Origin of the sequence: Streptomyces sp. NPDC090119, from assembly GCF_044747085.1 — a bacterium.
In the GTDB taxonomy this organism is placed as follows: Bacteria; Actinomycetota; Actinomycetes; order Streptomycetales; family Streptomycetaceae; genus Streptomyces.
Map to the genome: position 1 here is coordinate 1292295 of NZ_JBIVDK010000001.1, position 21144 is coordinate 1313438.

A 21144-nucleotide genomic window follows, 5' to 3' on the forward strand; every position below is an offset into this window, starting at 1 on the left:
CTCAGGGACGGCGGCCCAGCGGGCTCCGGGCGAGTGAGGCGAGCAGCTGGCCCGGGTCGTCGTATACGGTGTCCGCGCCCGCCTTCTCGAGGTCCTCGCGGGGAATCCCGCCGCAGAGCAGCCCCACGCAGGTGACCCCGGCCCGGCTACCCGCCTGCATGTCCCACACGGTGTCGCCGACGAACACCGATCCCTCCGGCCCCGCGCCCGCCAGCTCCAGCGCCTGCTCGACCGGCTCGGGGGCGGGCTTGCCCTCGGTGACGTCGTCGGCGCTCGCCATGCCGGAGATCGCGTCGTCGGCGTCGAGCGCGGTCCGTAGCGCGGACAGCTCCTGGCCGCCCGCCGACGTGGCCAGGACGACCTTCCAGCCGTCGTCCGCCAGGCGCCGCAGCAGCCGCCCGGCCTCCGGGAGAGCCGTCAGGCGCCCGAAGTACTGGCCGTAGAGGGTCTTGTGGGCGGCACCCAGCGCCTCCGCCTCCTCGCGGGCCCTGTCCATGCCCAGCAGATGGGCCACGAGGTCACGCGAACCGAGACCGATGGCCCGGTGGATCGCCTGCGTCGGCACGTCGTGCCCAGCCTGCCGCAGCGCCTCCCACCACGCCGTGACATGCAGGTAGTTGGTGTCCACGAGAGTGCCGTCCACGTCGAACACGGCCGCGCGAGCGGCGCCTTGGTCATCGGTGGGGGGCATGGAACGCACCTCGTCTCCTCGTGTCCGCATTCCCTGCCGGGTACCCGTTTTCCCCCGGGTGAACGGTGCGGCCGCTCAGCTCTTCAGGAACATGGCCAACCCCGCGACCAGGCGCTCCACGTCCTCCGCGTCGCTGTAGGGCGACAGCCCCACACGCAGACCGCCGGTGTCACCGAGGCTCAAGTGCCGGGAGGCTTCGAGGGCGTAGAAGGAGCCTGCCGGGGCGTGGACGCCGAGCGTGCCGAGGAAGTGGTACGCGTCCACGGCGGGGCGGTCCCGGAAGGTGAGCAGGAGGGTGGGGGTCCGGTCCGCCGCCCGTGCGTACGCCGTCACTCCGTCCAGGGCGTACAGGCCGTCCTCCGCGGTCTCCCGCAGGGCGTTCTCGTGGGTCTCGATCGCCGCGTAGGCCGCCCGGAGCCGGTCCCGCCTGCCGCCCTCCCGGCTCGGGGCGAGGTCCGCGAGGAAGTCCACGGCCGCGATGGTCCCGGCCAGCGCCTCGTACGGCAGGGTGCCCAGCTCGAAGCGCTCGGGGACCGCGTCGCTGGACGGGGCCAGCTTGTCCGGGCGCAGGGTGGCCAGGAGCGCGGGGTCGGCCGCGAGCACACCGTGGTGGGGGCCGAAGAACTTGTACGGGGAGCAGACCACGAAGTCGGCACCGAGGTCACGCACATCGACGCGGGCGTGCGCGGCGAGGTGGACGGCGTCGACATGGAGCAGCGCCCCCGCCGCGTGCACGAGGGACGCGATGGCCGGGACGTCGGGCCGGGTCCCGATCAGGTTGGACGCGCCGGTCACGGCGACCAGTCGCGTGCGCGGGGAGAGCAGCGCGCCGACGGCCTCCGGGGGCAGCTCACCCGTGGCCGGGTCGAACTCCGCCCAGCGGACGACCGCGCCGACCCGTTCCGCGGCCTGGACCCACGGCCGGATGTTCGCGTCGTGGTCGAGCCGGGAGACGATCACCTCGTCGCCCGCCGTCCACCCGGCGGCGAGCGTGCGGGCCAGATCGTAGGTCAGCTGGGTCGCGCTGCGGCCGAAGACGATCCCGGCCTGATCGGCGCCCAGCAAGTCGGCCATCGCGTGCCGGAAGTCGCCCACGATCCGCTCGGCGTTGATCTCGCCGGGGGCGACCGTGCCCCGCACCGACAGGGGGCTGCCGAGGGCGCCCGCGATGGCCTCGATGACGGGCGTCGGCGTCTGCGTGCCGCCGGGGCCGTCGAAGTGCGCGATACCGGCGCGGAGGGCGGGGAACTGGGCGCGCAGGGCGTTGACGTCGTAGGTCACGGGAAGGTCCTCGCGTCGTGGGGTCGGGGGCCGCTCCGCCCCGGTGGCCCGGCACGGATGGACCTCGCAGCACGGTAGGCGGTCCGGTGGGATCGTCGCAGAAGGCGGCCACCGCCGACAGACCGCCTGCGGCGGCGACCCGTCGTCGAGTCCGGGGGCTGTCACTGCGGACGTTCGCCCGGGACGTGCGGCTCCCGGTGGTAGACCTTGTTGGCGATCCGCCAGCCGTCTTCCTGGCGGACCAGCAGGAAGACGTCCGTGAACGTGTCCGCGCCGTGCGAGAGCGTCATGGTGGCGGTCGCGACGGTGCCGTGGACGTCGACGGTGTCGATGCGGCGGCTACGGGTCGACTCGTCCGGGGCGGGGTGGCCCGGGAAGAGGGCGCAGTACTCGTCCAGGCGCCAGGAGACGAAGGCGCCGTCCCGGATGCCCTCGATGTGGGCGGTGGGCAGGAACGCGTCGCGGAAGTGGGCGGAGTCGCCGGTGGCGTGTCCGCGCATGTAGGCACGGAGCGGTGCGAGCAGGGAGTCCTCCACGGCGGCGACCGTGGCGGCCGACGCGATGTCGGCCTCGGGAGCGCCGGACAGGCCCGAACTGCCGCGCAGCGGGACTCCCGACGCGGAGGTCAGCAGGGCCATGTCCTTGGCCAGCGCGCCGATCGTGAACTCGGCCGTAGGCGCGTCCGGTTCGCCGAGGAGGAAGGGGCGCTTGCGAGCCACGAGCCCGCCGAGCTGGCCGAGTTCGAGGATGTCCAGCGCCTGAGCGCGGGTCACGCCGAGGGCGTCGGCCTGCCGCAGCGAGTCGCGCAGTGCCAGGACGGCGCCGGTGAGGCCGCTGTTGGCGATCAGCTTGAGCACGGCGGCGGTGGGGGCGTCGGCCACGCGCCGGACGCTGCCCAGGACTTCGAGGACCGGCCGGACCCGGTCGAGTACGTCCTGGTCGGCGGCGGCGAGGACCCGCAGTGCGCCGGAGGCGGCCGCGGGCACCGAGCCGAGCACGGGCGCGTGGACGTAGGACCTGCCGAACCGCCGCGCCAGCGTGGAGGCTTCGGCGGGAGCGATCGTGCTGGTGTTGAGCACGACCGTGTCCGCTCCCAGCGAGTCACTCACGTCGTCCAGGACCTGTCGGCAGGCCGGTCCGTCGAACAGCGACAGGAGGACGAGGTCGGCCCGCGCCACGGCCTTCTTCGGGTCATCGGCCGTCCTGACGGTGCCCGACGCGCGCCCGGAACGGGTCCAGCCGACGACGTCCCCGCCCTCGCCCGCCAGTCGTGTCGCGATGGCGCCGCCCATGCGCCCCAGGCCGAGGACGGCGATCGAATGCGGTGTGATCATGCCCGCCACCCTGGTGCACCACGAGCGGTGCGACAAGCGCAGAGTTCGCACACCGGCCCTGCGACAGTCGCATACCGACAGGCCATACTGCCGCCATGGATCTGAACGTGTGGCGTGCTTTCGTGACGGTGTGCCGGGTCGGGTCCCTGTCGGCGGCGGCGGCCGAACTGAACCACACCCAGTCCGCCGTCTCCCGGCAGATCGCCGGGCTGGAACGGCAGCTCGGCGTGACCCTGATGGAGCGTCATGCGCGGGGCGTGCGCCCGACACCGGCAGGTGAGGTCTTCCGGCGCCACGCCCTGGCGACGCTCACGGAGGCCGACCGTGCGGTTCGCGCGGTACGGGACGTGCGGGACGGGGTGGCCGACCGGCCCCTGGCCATCGGCGCGACGCCCTCACTCGCGGCGGGGATCGTCCCCGAGGCCGTCCGGAACCTGCTGAACCAGGCCGGACCCGTCCGGTGGAGCCTGCTCCCGGCGCTCAGCGCACAGCTGCACAACCGGGTGATCGCCGGTGACCTCGACATCGCCGTGGTCACCGACGCACCACCGGGGCTGGCGGCGGACCCGAGGGTGGAACGCCGGTTCCTCGGGCTGGACGAGATGGTCGCCGTCCTGCCCGCAGGCCATCCCCGGGCCGGGCGCGGTCCCGTACCCGTGCGGGCGCTGGCCGACCAGATCTGGGTCGAGGACAACGAGGGCTCGGCGGCGCTGCTGCGCCAGCACGCCGCCCGCGCCGGTGTCACCGCCCGTATCGACCTCACCGCGGCCGACCTGCCCGGCAAGCTGGCCCTGGTCGCCACGGGTCACGCCATCGCGCTGATACCCGGAGCGCTGACGCGCGCGCTGCGGTCCGATGTCGTCACGGTCGGCCTCGTGGACCCCCCGACCCGGGGCCTCTACACGATCACACCGCGCCGCGAGCCCCACCCCTGGGCGGCCGCTCTCCATGACCAGCTCGTCGCGGCCCAGGTCCCACGACCGAGGTAGCGGCATCTGGGCGACCGGGCCCGCTGTCCGGCCACATCGGCCGACTCGCCCAGCCCGGCTTACGGGCCGGCAGGTGCCCCGTTGAGTCCTCACGTCACCCGGCGGGCGAACTGCGCCGGGGTCGCGGCGTACTGCTTCTTGAAGGCGCGGATGAAGTGGCTGCTGTCGGTGAAGTGCCAGAGCGCGGCGGCCTCGGAGACGCTGAGCCGTGATCCGGGGGCGGTGAGCGCCTCGGCCGCCGCTTCCAGGCGTCGGCGGCGGATGTAGGCGCTGAACGACTCGTCCAGAGTTGCGAAGGCCCGCTGCAACGTGCGTACCGACACGTGCAGTTGACCGGCGATCGTGGTGGGCGACAACTCGGCGTCGGTGAGCCGGGTGTCGGCCAGGTTCCTGGCCGCCTGGGCCAGGGCCGGGGTGAAGATGGGCTCGCGGTCGTCGAAGTGGTCGAGGACCAGCCCTCTGGCGAGTTCGAGCAGGGCGTTGCGGGACGCGTGCGCTCCGGCCGGGCCGAGGCCGCTCACGGTCCGCTGCACCATGCTGGTGTGTGCCATGAGGATCTGCGCGGCGGGCGACGCCGCCGGGCCGGTGCGGGGTTTCCCGGCGACCAGGGACCGCAGGGCGTCGCCGGGGAAGATGAAGATGCGGGTGCCGATCACGGGCGTGGTGTGGAAGTGGTTCTCCGTCACGACGTGGTGCATGAAATAGGTGCCGGACACGACGTCCGCGTCACCGCCCTGATCGTGCGGGTCCCGCAGGGTCACCGCGCCGCGCAGCCCGACGTACAGCCTGACCTGGTCGTGCTCGTGCGTACCCACCGCCCGGGTGCTCACGGGGGAGGAGGCCCAGAGCTCGTTGACGGCGGTGTCCTCCAGGGCCACCGAGCGCATCGTGCCCTGGAAGCCGTCGACCGTGGAGGCGCTGAACTCCGGCAGGGGATACAGGTCGCCCATCCGGTCGTTCCAGGTGTCGATGAACGGCTCCCACGTGCCCCGGCCGGTGCCGGTGGAGTCGGCGTCGACGGCGAACGTGCCCACCTTGCCGACCGGGCCGGGTAAACGCCGCCCGCTCACCATGTGTCCTCCGCCCCGATGAGGATGCCGCGGCGAAGAGGATGTCGCCGCGATCCCATCCCGTGTCGCGAAGGTACACCCCTCGTCCGTACGCCTGTTCCTACGCTGGGCAGGCGCTTCGACCTCCCCGACTATCCCTCGCCCGCGGTCTCCTCGGGTGAAAGAGAGAAGAACCATGAAGGCAGTGCGCTACCACCAGTACGGCGACCCCGACGTCCTGCGTCACGAGGACGTGGAGCAGCCCGTTCCGGGCGCCGGGCAGGTGCTGGTCCGGGTCGCGGCGACGTCGTTCAACCCGGTCGACGCCAACATCCGCGCCGGATTCATGCGGGGGCCGATCCCGGTGACGCTGCCGCACACGCCCGGTATCGACGTCGCGGGCACGGTCGACGCGCTCGGCGAGGGCGTGACCGGCCTCCGGGCGGGGGACCAGGTCATCGGCTTCCTGCCTATGGGGGAGCCCGGCGCCGCCGCCGAGTACGTCCTGGCACCGGCCGAGGCCCTGACCCCGGCGCCCAAGAGCATCGCGCCGGCCGACGCGGCCGCGTTGCCGCTGGTGGGCCTGACCGCGTGGCAGGCGCTCTTCGAGCACGCCGGGCTGACCGCCGGACAGCGTGTACTGATCAACGGCGCGGGCGGCGCGGTCGGCGGCTACGCCGTGCAACTGGCCAAGCAGGCGGGCGCCTTCGTGATCGCCACGGCAGGTCCGCGCAGTAGCACACGCGTCACGGAGGCGGGCGCGGACGAGGTCATCGACCACACCACCACCGATGTCGTCGCGGCGGTGAGCGGGCCGGTTAACGTCGTCCTCAATCTCGCGCCGGTCGAACCGGCACAACTGGCCGCACTCCTCGGTGTCATCCGCCCCGGTGGTGTTCTGGTCAACACCACCGTGTGGATGCCCGCGCCGAGTGACGAGGAGCGTGACGTGCGCGGCATCGACCTGTTCGTGCGCAGTGACGCGGAGCAGCTGGCGCACCTGGTGGAGCTGGTCGACGGCGCCGGGCTGCGCGTCGAGGTCGCGCGGCGGGTGCCGCTGGCCGAGCTGCCCGCGCTGCACGCCGACGCCGCCGCGGGCACGCTGCCCAACGGCAAGATCGTCGTCACGCCAGTCTGACCGATCGGTGAAGGAGAGGACCACGATGATCCCCGACGACGATCCGGCGCGCTCGCTGACCGTGGCGCACCCCGACGACCCCGGCACGACGTACGTCTCCCTGGTGGGCAACACCTACGGCATGCTGGTCACCGGCGAGCAGACCGACGGCCGCTACTGCCTGATCGAGATGCACGTCCCCGACGGCGGAGGCCCGCCGCCGCACCGGCACGACTTCGAGGAGATGTTCACGATCCTGGAGGGCGAGCTCGAGTTCACCTTCCGCGGCGAGAAGCACACCGTACGGGCCGGGTCCACGATCAACATCCCGGCCAACGCTCCGCACAACTTCCGCAATGTGTCCGGTGCTTCGGCCCGGATGCTGTGCATGTGCACCCCGGCCGGGCAGGACGAGTACTTCCTGCGCATCGGTGACGTCGTCGCGGGCAAGGACGCGCCGCCCCCGCCGCTGTCGGAGGACGAGCGCGCCGAACGCCGCCTCCTCGCCGCCGAGTTGGCCTCGACCTATCGGAGCGAGTTCCTGTAACTCGGCGGGCGGGACCGGCCCTTGGATGCCGGTGCCCGGGCTCGGGCGCGTCGCGTCCAGTCCTGGTCCAGGCGGTCGGCCAGACCGGCGGCGGTGCAGGCCGCTTCCGCGCTGTCCAGCACGAGCAGCCCGCCGTCGAACAGCGCGGGGAAGCGAGGCGCACCGGCGAACAGGATGGCGGTGTCCACCAGGGCGAAGCGCTCGGCGATCTCCCTGACCGTGTCGAGGGAGGCGTTGTCCCCGCTGACGTAGACCGTGGGCAGCCCCCAGACGTCGAAGCCGTCCCCGCCGCGCCCGGAACTACCCCGTCGGCGGCGGCTGCTCCGGCCTCGAACTCGAAGCGATCTGACGGGTGGCCCCCCGCGGACCCGGTCGTCAGGCCGCTGGGTCCAGGGCGACCTTTCCGACGGTGCGGCGGGCGCGCAGGTCCTCCTGGGCCCGGGCCGCCTCGGTGAGCGGGTAGACGGTGACGGGGGGAACCCGGAGGTCGCCGGAACGGACCGCCGCGAACAGGTCGTCCGCCGCCTCGGTCAGCAGCTCGCGCTTGCCGTAGAGGAGCGGGAGCCAGAAGCCCTGGACGCCCTTCCCGGTGGACATCAGCTCACGGGTGTCGACGGGCGTCTCCATGGACTCGGCGCCGCCGTACACGGCCATGCGCCCCAAGGGGGCGAGCGCGTCCATCGTGGCGCGGAAGGTGTCCCCGCCGGTCATCTCCAGCGCGGCCTGAGCGCCACCCCCGGCCGCCGCCGCGAGATCGTCGGCGAGGGTGTCGGACCTGCTGTCCACGACGGCGTCGGCCCCGAGTCCGGCCACGAACGCCCGCTTCTCCGGCGTACCGGCCATCGCCACCACGCGGACCCCCGCACGCTTGGCGAGCTGGACGGCGAGCGAGCCGACACCGCCCGCGGCCGCGGGGACGATCACGGTCTCCCCGGACCGCACCCGCAGCACCGTGTGCAGCAGGTGCCAGGCGCTCTGGCCCTGCAGGGTGAGCGCCAGCGCGGTGTCGTCGTCGATGTCGTCCGGGACGGGGAACGTGGTGGCGACCCGCGCCGTGGAGACCTGCGCGTAGCCACCGCCGCGCATCAACGCGGCCACGCGCTCCCCCTCCGAGCGGCCGACCACCTCGTTCCCCGGAACGAAGGGCAACGGCACCCCGGTGAGGTAGTCGTCCTCGCGGACCAGCAGATCCGCGAAGTTGACCCCGGAGCGGGTCACCTCGATCCGCCGCTGCTCCGGCTCGACGCCGGGCACCGGGATGTCCCGTACCTTCAGGACCTCGGGGCCGCCGTACTGGTCCATCACGACTGCTCGCACGGGACGCCTCCGCGGTAGGGGGTGAAAGGTCTCGTCATCGACGCGCGTTCCGCTGTCCATCCTGGACAGTCGGCGGAGCCGGCGCGACTCGGCACCGAGTACATCGAAGCAGTCGGCTTTCGATGACAGGATGTCCGGCGGGGAAGCCGATTCACGAGGTCACGGGGGTCACGGGTGGTGCGGACAGTCCTTGAGGCGCTGGACGATGTGCCGTGGGAGAAGCTGGAGTCGACGCTCGGGCACCATCCGGCCGAGGAGATGGGACGAGCGCTGCGTCGCCTGGCGCGCAAGGGCGCCTCGGCGACCGAGGAAGACTGCTATCCGTTGTTCGACTGCTACGCGCCGGGCACCGGCCGCATAGCCTCCGTCGTAACCGCCGCGCTGCCGTTCATCATTGCACTCGCCCAGGATGCGGACATGGGTGCCCGGACCACGCTCGTCCAGCTGCTGGCGAGTCTGTCCAGGACGGCGGCCGAAGCGGACCCCGCCCTGGTGGACGCGGGATGGCGTGACGCATGGCGGGCTCAACACCCCACGATCCAGGCCCTGCTCGCGGACCCCCGGCCCGACGTGCGGAGAGAAGCCCTGCCGCTCGCAGAGGGGGTCGGCGTGCTGCTGGAACGGTGGCACACGGAGACGGACCCGACGGTACGGCTGCCGCTGCTGCTCGCCCTGGGGACCGCCGCGGCCCGCTCCGCCCGAGCCGAACCGGTGGACCGGGTACGGACGGTGGTGGCGGAGGTGCTGCGTACGGACGGTCCCGTCATGCGGATCGCGGCCGTGCACGCCTGGGCCGCATTCGATTCCCGGGCGTCGGTCCGTGAGCTGGATCGACTGGTGGAGGTTCTCTCCGACCCGGCCGTGCGCCCACAGTTCGAGGCGATCTGGTACATACCGGATGTCGAAAGTGCCTTCACCCGCGAGGACGTCATCTCCTGGACGGCTTACCTGTTCGAGAACGCGCCGCGGACGGCGCTCGACTTCGTCGTCCGGCTCATCGACACGGCCCGCCGGAACGGGGACACCCTGCTGTGCCGCGCCGCGCTGGACGAGGCATGGCGGCTGTCGGTGGACCGGCCGTTCGCGGCGTCGTCGCTGTTGCCGCTCGCGGGCGCGCTGCTCGCCGACCCGGACGACGGCGTACGGTACCGGGCGGCTCACCTGCTGGCCGTGCTGGGGTCGCGGGCGGCGCCGTACGCCGACGAGTTGGCCGCCCTCCTCGACGACCCGGGCGAGGCCGATGTCCTCGAGGGCACCGTGGGCGACCACGCCCGCTGGGCGCTGACCCGCATCGGCGACGTGCGCGCCCTGCCGGGGCTGGTCGAGCGGCTGTACGCGCCGTACCGGGGCGCGGGCGCCCGCGGGTACGTCTTGGGCGACCCGCACCTGCCGGAGGTCGAGGACGTCCTGATCCCGCTGGGGGCGCACGCGGAGGCGCTACTGCCCGGGGTGCGGGAGCTGCTCCGGGAGGACGGCTCGGGCTCCCCGGTGACCTGCCGCTTCCTGAAGGTCCTCACGGCGTGGGGCCCGGCCGCGGCGCCCGCGCTGCCGGAGGTGGTGGCTCTGCTGGGCGACGCCCGGTACGCGTTCCACGCGATCGACGCGCTGGCGGCGATGGGGCCTGCCGCGAAGTCGACCGAGCCCGCCGTACGCGGCTGCGCGGTCCCCGACTTCTCGGGCAACCACCTCAGAGTGGCCTGGGCGGCCTGGCGCCTGGGCGGCGACCGTGACTCGGCGCTGCGGCTCATCGGCGAGACGGTACTGACCGAGGACGAACCGCTGCACGTCGCCCTCGGCCTACTGGGTGACTTCGGAACGGCGGCCGCACGCTACGCGGACCGGGTGCGGCATGTCATGGAGCACGGTGACAACCGGCTGCGGCTGGACGCGGCGGTCGCACTGTGGTCGATGACCGGCGAACCGGAGCCGACCGTCTCCGTCCTGGAGGAGTACCTCCTTCCCGTCGCCGGTGGCGGGGACGCCTACGGCCCGTTCCTCGACGCCCTGCGCGCCCTCGCCCGGATCGGCACCGTCTCCCCGGCGGCCCGGGCAACCCTGCGCACGCTCCGGAGCTCCGACCGACGGCTCTCGGAGTACGGGGACTACCGGGCCTTCCTGCAACACGAGGAGATCTCGTCCGCGATCGACGAGGTGCTCGCGTTGCCGTGACGACGGGGTCGATCCGGCATGGCCGATTGTGTCCCTGGCCGACACAGCGTCCGGGAGATCCTGGACGCCCTCGTCCTCGTCTCCGCAGGAGGAAAACCGGTGTCATACCCGCGACCGCTCACCCCCGAGGAGAACCTCGCCGACGCGAAGAAGCGGCTGAGCCTCCCGCGTATCGTCGTGATCTGCGGCTCCACCCGTTTCATGGCCGAGATGACCGAGGCCGATCTGCGGGAGACCAGCGCCGGGAACATCGTCGTCAAGCCGGGGTGCGACCTGAAGTCGCCGCACGAACTCTGGGCCGACCCGGCCGAGGCCGAGGCGCTGAAGGTCCGACTCGACGACCTGCACCGGGCGAAGATCCGGCTCGCCGACGAGGTGCTCGTGGTCGGCGACTACATCGGAGACAGCACCCGAGCCGAAATCGCCTACGCCCGGTCGCTGGGCAAGCCCACCCGGTTCACCCACCCCGAGGTCGACCCCGACTCCTGACCCAGCCCTTCAAGCGCTCACCGGTCGCCCACTCGGGGAAGGCTGCTCAGCAGTCCGCGTGAACGCTAATGGGGCTGCTGGTGGCAACTGTGCCGTGCTGCCCGCAGCGAGCGCCCGTGCGCCCCGCCACGCCCCCTCCCGCAGCCTCGGAGGGCCGCCGCACCGTCGACCCCATGGCAGACACCACGGAAGCGTGCACGGGACGCGGAGACGGCACCGACTGCCCCAACGGGGAGACCGAACTCGTGGACGGCGTCCGGTGCGAGGAGTGCCGACATCACTGGGAGCTGGACGAGACCGACCGCGGCCGTCGTCGACAAGCGGACGAGGGAGCGACCTGGCCGATCGGAGACCCTCGGGAGGCCGGACCGGGCACCGCGGCGTGAGCGTTCACGGCGTCTGCCGCCGATCAGTGTCCCCGGGACGGGGCGTTTCGGCAACGGCTACGACGGGTCGGAGCCCGAGTCCGGGGCGTGCAGGATGCCGCCGTCGGCCTCGTCACCGAGGGCGTGGTCGAGGAACTCGGCGTGCTCGACGCAGCAGTGGCGCAGGGGGCGCCAGCGGGGGAGGTAGTCGGGGTGGTCGGCGAAGCGCCGGGCGGTGTTGATGAGCCGGTTCCAGTCGATTCCCAGGCTCTGACGCAGGCTCTGCACGAGACCTGGACGGTTGATGTTTCCCTCCAGGAGCTCGATCTCCCACGAGACCAGTGCGTCGCTGAGGTCGCGGCAGGCCGCGTCCACGGTCTCGGCGAGGTGTCCGGCGGCCCAGTGGGCATCGCTGCCCACCGGCTGGGCCAGCGTGATCTCATCCAGGCGCGCGGCGAGGAAGTCCCGGAGCGGGCGAACGTCAGACCTGCGGAGGTCGTCGGAGAATTCCAGAATGCCGGCCGGGGCGAGGAGGTCCTCGCCGTCAAGGGCTGCTGGGTAGGTCATGCGTGTGTCACTTCCCTCTGCCCGTCCACGGGTAACCCATCGTCGTACCCAGCATTCCACCTCAGGCGGAAGGGACTGAGGACTGTTCCGAAACCCGTGCGCCGAGGGTCAGGCGGTGTCCGGGGCGACGCCGATGGCACCGGCCGAGCGAAGGGAACGCCCGAGGTTCCCGGTGAGGATGCGAGGGTGACGCCGCCACCACCACAGGCCGTATCGGGGAAGCCCGTGGAACTGGTCGAGCGCCATGCCGTCGTCGTCGATGGTCGCGGCCTTGTACCGGTCGTCAAGGGCTTTGATCTGCGGGGTCCAGAGCTGGACGATGTGTTCGTCCAGCAGGAGCCATGCCTCGTGCAGCCAGTTTCGGCAGTAGAGGTCGTTGGTGTACTCGTCGACATGGTCGCCGTAGCCGCGCTCGACGGCGCTCACCAGGGCGGCCCACGCGTTCACCCTTTCAGCGACCCTGAACTCCGTGCGCCAGCCGCGCTGGTGCAACAGCTCTCCCACCTGGTTCTCGGTAGCCACGGGGGTGAGGATCTCACGCCGAAATCCCTCCAGGGGACCGCGGGGACGGCAGGTGTCCTGAGGGGGCGGGGATCAGTCGTGCGCCGGAGCCCCGCAGGGATCGACACCCGATCCCCGCACGCGCCCCATGTTGATCCACCAGACGTTCTCGACCTTCTGGAGCCTGACTTTCTGTTCGTCCTGCGTGCCGTCGTAGATGAGCAAGGCGTGCGTCCGGCTCGGGGTGTCCGCCGCGTAGACGCGGACGAACACCCGCCCGAGTTCGGCGGCTTCGCCGTACTTGGACACCCAGTGGTCGGCGACGCATCGCGTGTCCAGGTTCCCGGGCCGCGCCAGCTTCTCGATGCCCTTCGCGTCTTTCGCCACGAGTTTTTGCACGTACGCGCGCATCACCGTCTCGGCGTCGGATCTCTCGGGCTCGTCCCCGGCCACCTGCACATCGACGGCCGGTGACGCCGCGACCCCGTAAGGGAGGTCCGGACCCCGGAGGGCGAAGAAGGCGACGGTGGCCAGAACGGCCGCGCACAGCACACCCGTGAGTGCCGGTTTCCGTGTCCGGGTCAGGACCATTCGGGCCTCGCACGCATGATCACGAAGTTGTCGGCATCGCTGAGGACCTCGCGCAGACATCCGTCTTCGGCCTGCGGTCGAGGTGCGGCCGGTTTCGTCGAGTGGCATACGTGCTCGTCCCTCCGCACGGCTCCATCGAGGGAGCGACTGCTTCTTGATCAAGAAGCTGGATGTGAGGGATCTTGCATGATTCTGTACGTGTCCTGTCAAGATCACCTGTGTGCCGACCTGCGTCAGGTCCGAGCCCGACCGGCCGCCCGTCGGCCGCGTCCGTGGCGACGTGGCGGGCGCTCAGTGGGTCAGGTCGTCCCAGGTGGCGCGGCCGACCAGGGCGCGGAGCGCGCGAGCGGCGGTCTGGCGGGTGGCGGCGGTCAGGTCGGGGAGGAAGTGCTTCAGGTCGCGGTAGGACTGCTGCCGGAAGGAGGTGTAGAGGCCGCCGCACACCGCGAAGGGCAGCGCCGTGAACAGGGCGGCCCCGAGACCGGCGAGCAGCGCCACGCCGACTGCGGGCAGCACGGTGCCCGCCGCCAGGAGCAGCGTCCGCGTCGCCGGACCGCCCGCCAGCGGCAGCAGCGCGGCAACCGGTGCCGAGGCGGCCAGAACCCACACTCCGGCGGCATCGTCCGGGGTGAGGCCGGTCAGGCACAGGGCGAGCGGGGCGGCGGCCGCGACGGTGGCCCAGTACGCCAGGTTCCACGGCGCTGCCGGGGCGCATCGGCCGCGTAGTACGGGGACCTCCCCGCAGCTCGCGTGGGCCGGTTGCCCGGCGGGCGGCGGCCCGGGCATCAGGGTGACGCCCCGCACGTGCCGCAGGAGGAGCAGCAGGTGCGGCTTGGCACGCAGCACGGGCGAGGCGTACCAGCGGCCCGGGCGCGGCGCGTCGCAGTACGCGCTCGCTTCCAGGACCCAGGTGAGCAGGACGAACATCACGCCCAGGCCGTAGGCGTACAGGGCACCCGTCCACACCAGCGGGTCGCCGACCGGCAGCCCGGCGGCGTGCGCGCCCACCGCGTAGCGCAGGGCGTACCCGGTGCCCACCAGGAGCCACAGGCCCAGGGCGGCGGCACGGTGTGCGCCGCCCGGGCGGGCCTCGGCGGTGCGCAGGTACTCGTAGAGCATCCCGGCCACGACGATGACGGCGGTCGCCGCGAGGAGGCCGCGGGTCAGCCCGGTGGCGGCGGCGACGCCGAAGGCCGTGACGAGGCGCAACGCGGCGACCAGCGCGCTGCACACCACGACAAGACGCCGTGCCGCCGGGTCGGCGGGGTGGGGCAGACGCATGCGCGCGGCGGCCTCGGGATGGGAGGCGTCCTCGGCGTAGCCGCGGATGTCGTTGACCTGGTAGCGGGCGGCATAGACCAGGTACTCGACGAGGAGCATCGTCAGGAGCAGCCGTCCCCACTGGGGCGTGAGGTCGCGGGCGAGGACGACGACGGTGAACGCCAGGGGAATCAGCAGCCATTTGACCCAGTCCTCGGGACGGGGCAGGACGAGGTAGGAGAGCAGGCCGCGTCGGCGAGGGCCACGTGGCGGGCTCCCGGCGAGGAGGCCGGTGCCCTGCCGGACGGCGAGCTGTTCGGCCAGGCGCAGGAAGGTCGAGCGGCCCCCGATGGTGGCGGCGGCGACATCGGCGACGAGGAGCAGGAAGGCCCAGCCGTAGCCGATGGCCATGACGAGCCCGGTGCGGCCGCCCAGGCTCACCGCGATGAAGGCCGTCAGACCGGAGAAGACCGACAGGGTGATGAGCAGGACCAGGATGCTGAGAATCCGGTACCGGGAGCGGCCGCGGCGCATCGTGGACGCCTCGGCGATCAGCGCGGCGTACGAGGGGGAGCTGAGGCCGACACCCGTCAGCTCACCGAGGGGGACGGCGGCCACCCGGCGCAGCTCCGCCTCCACGGCCCGCAGATAGTAGCTGCGCAACGTGGCGACCAGGCCCAGAAGTTGCAGCAGCGCCAGGGCGGCGAAGGGGATGGCGGGCGCGATGGCCAGGAACAGGGCGGGCGCCTCGGTGCAGTTCTTCGCCCGGTGGTTGAGCTGGCAGGTCTGGGTGAGCACGGTGGCCAGGGCCGCCAGGAGCGCGACGACGATCCCGGCGACCGCCGCCTGGATGGTGGCGAAGGTGCGCTCGTCCTCCCGCGCCATCTCGTAGTCCGTCTTGAGGACCTCGAACTCGCGGTCCGAGATACCCGCGGCACCCCCCATGCCCACCCCGCCCCCACGCCCGCACGGACGGCACCCGTGCTGTCGGTCCGGTCAATCTATCTCGCCGGGCGGTGGCCACGTGCGCGGTGGTGGCTGGACAGCGCACCCCCGCGCCGCTATGGCAGCCTGGGGCGACGTCAGAAATGACGCCGCATCAAATGGTCGGGGTGTCGTCAATCACCGGACGGTGAATCTCGACGACCGGCTTCCATCCCGCGGTGAACTCGATGAAGTCCGCACGGGTGGGGTAGGTGTCGATCGCGCGACGGTCACGCTTGGGGGTGTCGCCCCCCTTGCGGCCCCGGGGAACCTGCTCCTCGAAGATGTCGACCTTGACGTCGGGAACCTCCTTGAGGCCCTGGCGCCAGATCTGCACGACGTCGGCGCCGAACGCCTGCCGGGCCGCGGCGTAGAGGGCCGAGAGGGCGCCCTTGTCCCCACTGGGAACGAAGAGTGCCAGATCCAGTACGACACCGGCGGACTGGAGGACCTCGATGGTCGCCGAGCCGTTCTCGTCGGCCAGGAAGATTCCGGCTTCGTTCTCGTCGTCGGGGAGGCAGGAAACCTCCTCCTGGAATATGGTCCTCGCCGTTATCGAGCCACCCTCGAAATGCTCACCGGACTTGGTAAGAAAAGCAGGGACATAGCAGCCGGGAAGCTTGAGTTCCGCCGTGTCGGCGGAAACGAAGAGCTTGTCCTTCACATCGAGCTTCGTCACCTCTTCCAATGAGAGGCGGCGAGCGGCGATCTTCTCCGTGTTCACGATTTCCCTTTCAGGTTGCGCTATCCCTCAGAACAAGGACGCTACCACGAAACCTTGAGGTCAACTGCCCGCTAATCGTTGGGTAAATGGCCTCCAGCGACCTGCACGGAAGGATGCCGGAGCGAGTCCCGACGGTTGCGTTTCGGTGCGTTGGGTGACGCGGAGGAACCAAAAGAGAGTTTTCGGTACACAATAGGCACGGACGCCCGCGACACCCTCCGCTCGCGGGGGATCAGGAAGGAGCCGGAGGGAATCCGAAGTCGGCCTCCCGTCCAGACACTGCCAACACACCGCGGCGGACCGCACCATCGACTACTTCGGCTCGCATCGGGCATGGGACGGGACCCGATCGTCTGCTGACAGGGAAGGACCTTCGTGGATCACCTCTTCTTGGCCTCCGAGGGTGACGGCAGCTTCTGGCCCACCGGGGTAATCATGATCATCGTCATTGTCGTGATCAGTTCCGTCTCCTGGACGATGTACGAGCGCAGGGTCAAGAAGGGCAAGAGATAGCCACCGCGACGGCTGTCGGGGACCCCGACAGCCTTGCCGACGAACCTTCGTGGGGTCGATGTCGCCGCTCGCGGTGAACCTGGTCATCCTGGATGACGGGTCGAGGTGATCACGACGGATGTGTAGGGCATCGTGGCGTGGCCGCCGAGCAGGTCGATCCGGACATCTGCTGTTCGCCGACCGGACAGGCCCCCCACCGCAGATCGCCTCGGTCCGCAGGATGGTGACCGCTGTCATCGCCGGTGCCTTGCGACCACTTCGGTCGTGACCGAAGAGCCCCGGTCTCGGGTCGCGCGGTGGCGGGCGATGGTCCTGGTCAGCTCCTACTCGTCGGCAGCCGCACCGATCAGTGGGCTTCGGTGCGTTTTTCGAGGCGGGTGCCGTGTCGGCGGGTGACCGACATCAGGTCGCTGGGGGCGTCCAGTTCCAGGCGGTGCCAGCGGCCGCGGGGGATGATGACTGCGGCGCCTGCCCGCAGTCGCACCATGTCCTCGGTCGCGCCGGTCGCGTCGGGGCGGAAGTAGAGGCGGATGCCGCCGGTCAGGCAGCACACCGCCTCCTCGGCCTCCGGGTGCATCTCCCAGTGGTCGGCGTGCACGTCGGCGTCGGTCTCGACGTGGAACGTGGCGATCTGCCAGGTGCCCGAGTCGCCGCTCGTCATCTGCCGTTCGACGGCTCGGACTTCGCCGTCGGGGTGGAAACGCAGTGCCGAGGCGAACAGGTCGACGGCGGTGGTCGTCATGACGGAGTTCCTTCCAGCTGGTTCTCTGCCGGATCGGTGGATCGCGGGACGGAGATGGTGGCTCGGCGGCGCGGCAGTACGCCGATGGCCACGACCGCCGCGAGCACGAACATGGCGGCGGCGATGGCCAGGCCCAGGGCGTAGCCGTCGTTGAGCGCGGCGGGGGTGGCGGTCGCGCCGGAGTGGCGCGCGGCGATGGTGGCCAGGGCGGCCAGGCCGATGCAGCCACCGAGTTGGCGGGAGCTGTTCATGAGACCACCGGCCATGCCGGCCTCATGTGGAGCTACGCCGGTGGTGGCGGCAGCGGCAACCGGAGCCAGGACCAGTCCGGTGCCGAAGCTGGTGACGAGGGACGGCCCGAGCACGTCGGCGACGAAGCCGCCGTCGGGGCTGATGAGGGCGAACCAGCCCAGGCCCGCGGCGGCCAGCAGGGCGCCGGGAACCAAGGACGCGCGGGGGGTCCGGGACGCGGTGACACGGGTGGCGACCACGGTTCCCGCGACCAGCCCCAGGGAGAAGGGCAGGAAAGCGGTGCCGGTCGCCGCCGCGCTCATACCCAGGACCTGCTGCATGTACAGGGACACGAAGTAGAACGCCGCGAACTGCCCGGCGGCGGCCAGGAACACCAGTACGTTCGCGCCCGCGACCCAGCGGCCGCGCAGCAGACCGAGGCGCAGCAGCGGTGCGGCGACCCTCGCCTCGGCGAAGGCGAAGACGCCCAGCAGCACGGCCGCGGCGGCGAGCGTCGCGCACGTGGTGGGGGAGCCCCAGCCCAGGGTGTCGGTCCGGACGACACCGAGCACCAGCAGCCCGACTCCGGCTGTCGCCAGGACGGCGCCCAGTGCGTCCAGCCTCTCCCGCCGGGCGGGTTCGGGTGATGCTCCGGCGGACACCCCCGCGGGGAGGAAGACGAGCGCCGCCGCGACGATGGGCAGGTTGATCAGCATGACCCAGCGCCAGCTCGCGTACTCGGTCAGCAGTCCACCTGCCAGTACGCCCAGCGCGCCGCCTGCGGCGTTCACCGCGCTCCACACCCCCAACGCCCGTACCCGCTGCGGGCCTTCGGTGAAGGTGGTGGTGAGCATCGCGAGCGCGGCCGGTGCCACCGCGGCGGCGCCCAGGCCCTGACCGGCGCGTGCGGCGATCAGTTGCCAGGGCTCCTGGGCCAGGCCGCCCACCAGGGAGCACAGCCCGAAGACGCTCAGCCCCAGCACGAACATCCGCCGTCGGCCGTACAGGTCGCAAGCGCGTCCCCCCAGCAGCAGGAACCCGCCGAACGTGAGCGCGTACACGTGCACGACCCATGACAGGTCGAGCGGCGCGAATCCCAGCGCCGTGCGGATCGCGGGTAACGCGACGTTGACCACGGACATGTCCAGGGCGACGACGAACTGGGCGACGGCTGCTGCCGCCAGCACCACTCCGGGCCGCCCGCGAGAGTTTCTATACATGTAAGAAAACATAGCGCCGGGGTTCGCCGTTGTCGACGGCTGGGGAATGATGGGCGGCATGCCGCAACCGTCCGTACCGCGTAAGACCCCGGGTCGGCCTGCCCGTATCTCTCGCGAGGAGATCATCGAGACAGCCCGCCGGATCGTGGACGAGGGAGGCGTGGCCCGGCTGACCATGCGCCGACTGGCCACGGAGGTCGGCAGCACACCGATGGCGCTGTACCACCACGTCCGCGACAAGGAGGAACTGCTCGTCCTCCTGCTGGACGACTACGCCGCCCGGACCCTGCGCCGCCCGGAACTGCCCGCCCAGCCCCGCGAGCGGATCATCGTTGCCGCCACCGCCGTCCGCGAGGCGCTCGCCGCCTGCCCCTGGATCGTGGAGGTGCTGACCGCCGACGACCTGCTGTCCACGAGCGCGCTGTGGTTCGTCGAGCAGATCGTCGACGGCCTGGTCGAATGCGGCCTCTCCCTCGACCGGGCCGTGCACGGCTACCGGGCGATCTGGTACTACACCGCCGGAGAGATCGTGGTCAGGGCATCGGCGGCCCGACGGCGCGCGGACGACGACCGTGCGACCTACCGGGAGCAGGTCTTCGCCGATCTCGACCCGAGCGAGCTGCCCCGCCTGACACAGGCCGCGGACCGCTGGGCTCCGCTGACCGCCGAGGACACCTATCGGGACGGGCTCCAGTCCCTGGTGGACGGCCTGCTCGTCAGCCGCTGACCGGGGCTTCGAGGCGTATAGGGTCGTGTCCATGACGAGGACCACTCCCACCCGGCCGCTCGATGTCGAGGCGCTCTTCCCGGAGTTGGTCACCTTTCGGGGAACGACGACTCGGCTCCATCCGCGGCCGGGCAGGCCAGACCCTTCCGCCAGTTCCGTGGGCGGTCCTCTGCTGTGGCCGGCGGACGAGCCCTGGCCGGTGTGCGGCGAGGCACACACCCGCGGGCGTGGTCGACGCCCGGCCGACATCCACCGCCATCGGCAGGTTCTGTCTGCCGCATGGGCCCGCGAGCAGGCTCCCGGCCCGACGGATGAGGAACGGAAGCTCCTGGACGAGCTGCACCGGGAGCACCGGATTCCCGGGGCGTCCGAGACCGACCCGCTGCCGATGATCGGCCTCGCGCAGCTGTACCGGCGGGATGTGCCGGACCTGCGGGCGGGGCCGTCCGACTGCGATCTGCTCCAAGTGTTCTGGTGTCCCTTAGACGCGCACGGTCCGGGCGGGTACGACCTGGAGTTGCACCTGCGCTGGCGACGGTCGTGGGAGGTCGGCGAGGTGCTGACCGTGCCGCCGCAGCCGCTGGTCGTCGGGTCCGACGGCTTCGTACCCGAGCCCTGTGTGCTGCACCCGGAGCAGGTGGTCACCTACCCGTTCGCCGGCCTGCTGCCGGAGGAACCGCGCGCCCGGATCGACGCCTGGGAGGAAGCCCTGGAAGAGGAAGCCGAGCAGTCGGCGGACGACAGCACGGACGAACCCCTCGGCTACCAGTACGACTTGTCCATCCCGCCGGGCTGGCGCGCGGGCGGCTTCGCCTCCTGGCACGCCACCGACCCCTGCCCCATGGACTGTCCGACCTGCGCGACACCGATGCACCTGCTGCTGACCATCGACAGCTCGGAATGGGACGGCGGCAGCGGCAGCTGGAAACCGCTGGAGGACCATGACCAGCCCACTCACCGTTGTGCCACTCCCACGGAGGTCACCGTGGGCCGCTGGGGTGAGCTCAACATATTCGCCTGTCCTGACGATCCCGAGCATCCGCACCGCTGGAGCATCCAGTAGCGGCAGATCCCGCGTCGGGGCAGCACCAACTTCGTCATACGTCGCCTACCTGTGGAAAGTCCACGGCCGGATCATCCGCATCGGCCGTGAGGCGCTACGCCGCCTGCTCGCCCGCCGAAAAGGGCCTCCGCCGGGGCGGACGCCCCCTTGTCGTCGCAGCTTGAGCAGCCTGCCCCGATGATCCGCGTGGTCACACAATCATGCCGTAGCCGAGCTCCTCGGCCCCGATGCGCCAGAAGGAGTTCTCGTCGGCAACGGCCTCGGCGTCAAGCATCCCGAATCGTTCCAGCAACGCTTCCGTGAGCGCGTCCGCGGCCCGCTCGGCCAGGTCCACGGTCTCGTCCTCGCTCAGACCGTCACCGGGCCCCTCGTATGCAGCGGCCTCACCAGCGGCTTCCTCGTAAGCGCGGTTGAAGGCGACGAACGCCTCGACGCTGGAGTTCACCAGTTGCGGAGCACCGCCCTCCGGCACACACCACAGCGAGCCGTCAGCACGCCGTAGGGCGAGCGCGCTCAGCCCTGGGTCGACCGCGACCAGGGCATACCGCACACCCTCGACCGTGCGTTCGGCAAGAGGGGAGTCCAGCCACACCCCGGGGTACGGGCACCGAGCACATCCGGCCAAGAGCGCGGCGACTTCAGCATCGTTCATGCCGAGAACATAGCCACTCCC

The 21144-nt window shown here is 71.5% G+C and carries 22 protein-coding genes and 2 pseudogenes; 10 read left to right on the plus strand and 14 right to left on the minus strand.

The window, feature by feature from the left end:
- Position 1: 1 nt before the first annotated feature.
- The 3 genes from ACIPPM_RS05895 to ACIPPM_RS05905 all read right to left on the minus strand — a co-directional run bounded on the left by ACIPPM_RS05895 (position 2) and on the right by ACIPPM_RS05905 (position 3306).
- Entirely contained in the window at positions 2-691 is a 690-nt protein-coding gene (locus ACIPPM_RS05895; RefSeq protein ID WP_401443473.1) for an HAD family hydrolase, read from the minus strand.
- A gap of 75 nt (positions 692-766) precedes the next feature.
- Positions 767-1972, minus strand: coding sequence for a cysteine desulfurase-like protein (locus tag ACIPPM_RS05900; RefSeq protein WP_401443475.1), 1206 nt, complete (start codon positions 1970-1972; stop codon positions 767-769).
- 161 nt (positions 1973-2133) lie between these two features.
- Complete coding sequence (locus tag ACIPPM_RS05905) at positions 2134-3306, minus strand: nuclear transport factor 2 family protein (protein ID WP_401443477.1); 1173 nt, start codon at positions 3304-3306, stop codon at positions 2134-2136.
- A gap of 95 nt (positions 3307-3401) precedes the next feature.
- Here ACIPPM_RS05905 and ACIPPM_RS05910 point away from each other — a divergent pair, with 95 nt between their 5' ends.
- On the plus strand, positions 3402-4295 hold the full coding sequence (locus ACIPPM_RS05910) for a LysR family transcriptional regulator (RefSeq protein WP_401443479.1): 894 nt from the start codon (positions 3402-3404) through the stop codon (positions 4293-4295).
- 89 nt (positions 4296-4384) lie between these two features.
- On the opposite strand, the gene ACIPPM_RS05915 is transcribed toward ACIPPM_RS05910, so the two are convergent.
- Positions 4385-5368: a helix-turn-helix domain-containing protein gene (locus tag ACIPPM_RS05915; protein ID WP_401443482.1), complete on the minus strand. Its 984-nt coding sequence runs from the start codon at positions 5366-5368 to the stop codon at positions 4385-4387.
- Positions 5369-5540: 172 nt separating this feature from the next.
- Here ACIPPM_RS05915 and ACIPPM_RS05920 point away from each other — a divergent pair, with 172 nt between their 5' ends.
- Both ACIPPM_RS05920 and ACIPPM_RS05925 read left to right on the plus strand, forming a co-directional pair.
- Positions 5541-6482: an NADP-dependent oxidoreductase gene (locus ACIPPM_RS05920; RefSeq protein ID WP_401443484.1), complete on the plus strand. Its 942-nt coding sequence runs from the start codon at positions 5541-5543 to the stop codon at positions 6480-6482.
- A gap of 25 nt (positions 6483-6507) precedes the next feature.
- On the plus strand, positions 6508-7008 hold the full coding sequence (locus ACIPPM_RS05925) for a cupin domain-containing protein (RefSeq protein WP_401443486.1): 501 nt from the start codon (positions 6508-6510) through the stop codon (positions 7006-7008).
- Here the strand turns inward: ACIPPM_RS05925 and ACIPPM_RS05930 are convergent.
- Together ACIPPM_RS05930 and ACIPPM_RS05935 are read right to left on the minus strand one after the other, a co-directional pair.
- A pseudogene (locus ACIPPM_RS05930) lies at positions 6987-7274 on the minus strand (hypothetical protein); the annotation flags it as partial. The gene ACIPPM_RS05925 and the pseudogene ACIPPM_RS05930 sit on opposite strands and share 22 nt — an antisense overlap.
- A gap of 109 nt (positions 7275-7383) precedes the next feature.
- Complete coding sequence (locus tag ACIPPM_RS05935) at positions 7384-8325, minus strand: zinc-binding alcohol dehydrogenase family protein (RefSeq protein ID WP_401443488.1); 942 nt, start codon at positions 8323-8325, stop codon at positions 7384-7386.
- A gap of 177 nt (positions 8326-8502) precedes the next feature.
- Here ACIPPM_RS05935 and ACIPPM_RS05940 point away from each other — a divergent pair, with 177 nt between their 5' ends.
- From ACIPPM_RS05940 to ACIPPM_RS05950, 3 genes are all read left to right on the plus strand, one after another.
- A complete protein-coding gene (locus ACIPPM_RS05940) occupies positions 8503-10494 on the plus strand; it encodes a hypothetical protein (RefSeq protein ID WP_401443490.1) in 1992 nt (663 codons plus the stop codon).
- A 99-nt stretch (positions 10495-10593) separates the two neighbouring features.
- Positions 10594-10983 carry a hypothetical protein gene (locus ACIPPM_RS05945; RefSeq protein ID WP_401443493.1) on the plus strand — a complete coding sequence of 130 codons (390 nt, stop codon included), beginning with the start codon at positions 10594-10596 and terminating at the stop codon, positions 10981-10983.
- Positions 10984-11156: 173 nt separating this feature from the next.
- Positions 11157-11369, plus strand: a complete 213-nt coding sequence (locus tag ACIPPM_RS05950) for a hypothetical protein (protein ID WP_401443495.1) — start codon at positions 11157-11159, stop codon at positions 11367-11369.
- 57 nt (positions 11370-11426) lie between these two features.
- Here ACIPPM_RS05950 and ACIPPM_RS05955 read toward each other — a convergent pair whose 3' ends face one another.
- From ACIPPM_RS05955 to ACIPPM_RS05975, 5 genes are all read right to left on the minus strand, one after another.
- Positions 11427-11915: a hypothetical protein gene (locus tag ACIPPM_RS05955; protein ID WP_401443497.1), complete on the minus strand. Its 489-nt coding sequence runs from the start codon at positions 11913-11915 to the stop codon at positions 11427-11429.
- Positions 11916-12023: 108 nt separating this feature from the next.
- On the minus strand, positions 12024-12437 hold the full coding sequence (locus ACIPPM_RS05960) for a hypothetical protein (protein WP_401443500.1): 414 nt from the start codon (positions 12435-12437) through the stop codon (positions 12024-12026).
- Between the two features lie 72 nt (positions 12438-12509).
- On the minus strand, positions 12510-12869 hold the full coding sequence (locus tag ACIPPM_RS05965) for a hypothetical protein (protein WP_401443503.1): 360 nt from the start codon (positions 12867-12869) through the stop codon (positions 12510-12512).
- Positions 12870-13298: 429 nt separating this feature from the next.
- Positions 13299-15212 carry a hypothetical protein gene (locus ACIPPM_RS05970; protein WP_401443505.1) on the minus strand — a complete coding sequence of 638 codons (1914 nt, stop codon included), beginning with the start codon at positions 15210-15212 and terminating at the stop codon, positions 13299-13301.
- A 154-nt stretch (positions 15213-15366) separates the two neighbouring features.
- Positions 15367-15975 carry a hypothetical protein gene (locus ACIPPM_RS05975; protein WP_401443508.1) on the minus strand — a complete coding sequence of 203 codons (609 nt, stop codon included), beginning with the start codon at positions 15973-15975 and terminating at the stop codon, positions 15367-15369.
- 375 nt (positions 15976-16350) lie between these two features.
- Here ACIPPM_RS05975 and ACIPPM_RS05980 point away from each other — a divergent pair, with 375 nt between their 5' ends.
- Positions 16351-16488 (plus strand): hypothetical protein, encoded by a 138-nt coding sequence (locus ACIPPM_RS05980; protein WP_401443510.1) that lies wholly within the window; start codon positions 16351-16353, stop codon positions 16486-16488.
- Between the two features lie 157 nt (positions 16489-16645).
- Positions 16646-16756 (plus strand): annotated as a pseudogene (locus ACIPPM_RS05985) (TetR/AcrR family transcriptional regulator); the annotation flags it as partial.
- Positions 16757-16834: 78 nt separating this feature from the next.
- Here ACIPPM_RS05985 and ACIPPM_RS05990 read toward each other — a convergent pair.
- A complete protein-coding gene (locus ACIPPM_RS05990; protein WP_401443512.1) occupies positions 16835-17230 on the minus strand; it encodes a cupin in 396 nt (131 codons plus the stop codon).
- A complete protein-coding gene (locus ACIPPM_RS05995) occupies positions 17227-18681 on the minus strand; it encodes an MFS transporter (protein WP_401443515.1) in 1455 nt (484 codons plus the stop codon). The genes ACIPPM_RS05990 and ACIPPM_RS05995 overlap by 4 nt, the downstream gene beginning before the upstream one ends.
- 58 nt (positions 18682-18739) lie before the next feature.
- Here ACIPPM_RS05995 and ACIPPM_RS06000 point away from each other — a divergent pair, with 58 nt between their 5' ends.
- Together ACIPPM_RS06000 and ACIPPM_RS06005 are read left to right on the plus strand one after the other, a co-directional pair.
- The gene (locus tag ACIPPM_RS06000) at positions 18740-19408 is read left to right on the plus strand and encodes a TetR/AcrR family transcriptional regulator (protein ID WP_401443518.1); all 669 of its coding nucleotides are present in this window, start codon (positions 18740-18742) and stop codon (positions 19406-19408) included.
- Positions 19409-19439: 31 nt separating this feature from the next.
- Entirely contained in the window at positions 19440-20471 is a 1032-nt protein-coding gene (locus ACIPPM_RS06005; RefSeq protein ID WP_401443521.1) for a hypothetical protein, read from the plus strand.
- Between the two features lie 190 nt (positions 20472-20661).
- Here ACIPPM_RS06005 and ACIPPM_RS06010 read toward each other — a convergent pair whose 3' ends face one another.
- Positions 20662-21123, minus strand: coding sequence for an SUKH-4 family immunity protein (locus tag ACIPPM_RS06010; RefSeq protein ID WP_401443523.1), 462 nt, complete (start codon positions 21121-21123; stop codon positions 20662-20664).
- Positions 21124-21144: the final 21 nt, after the last annotated feature.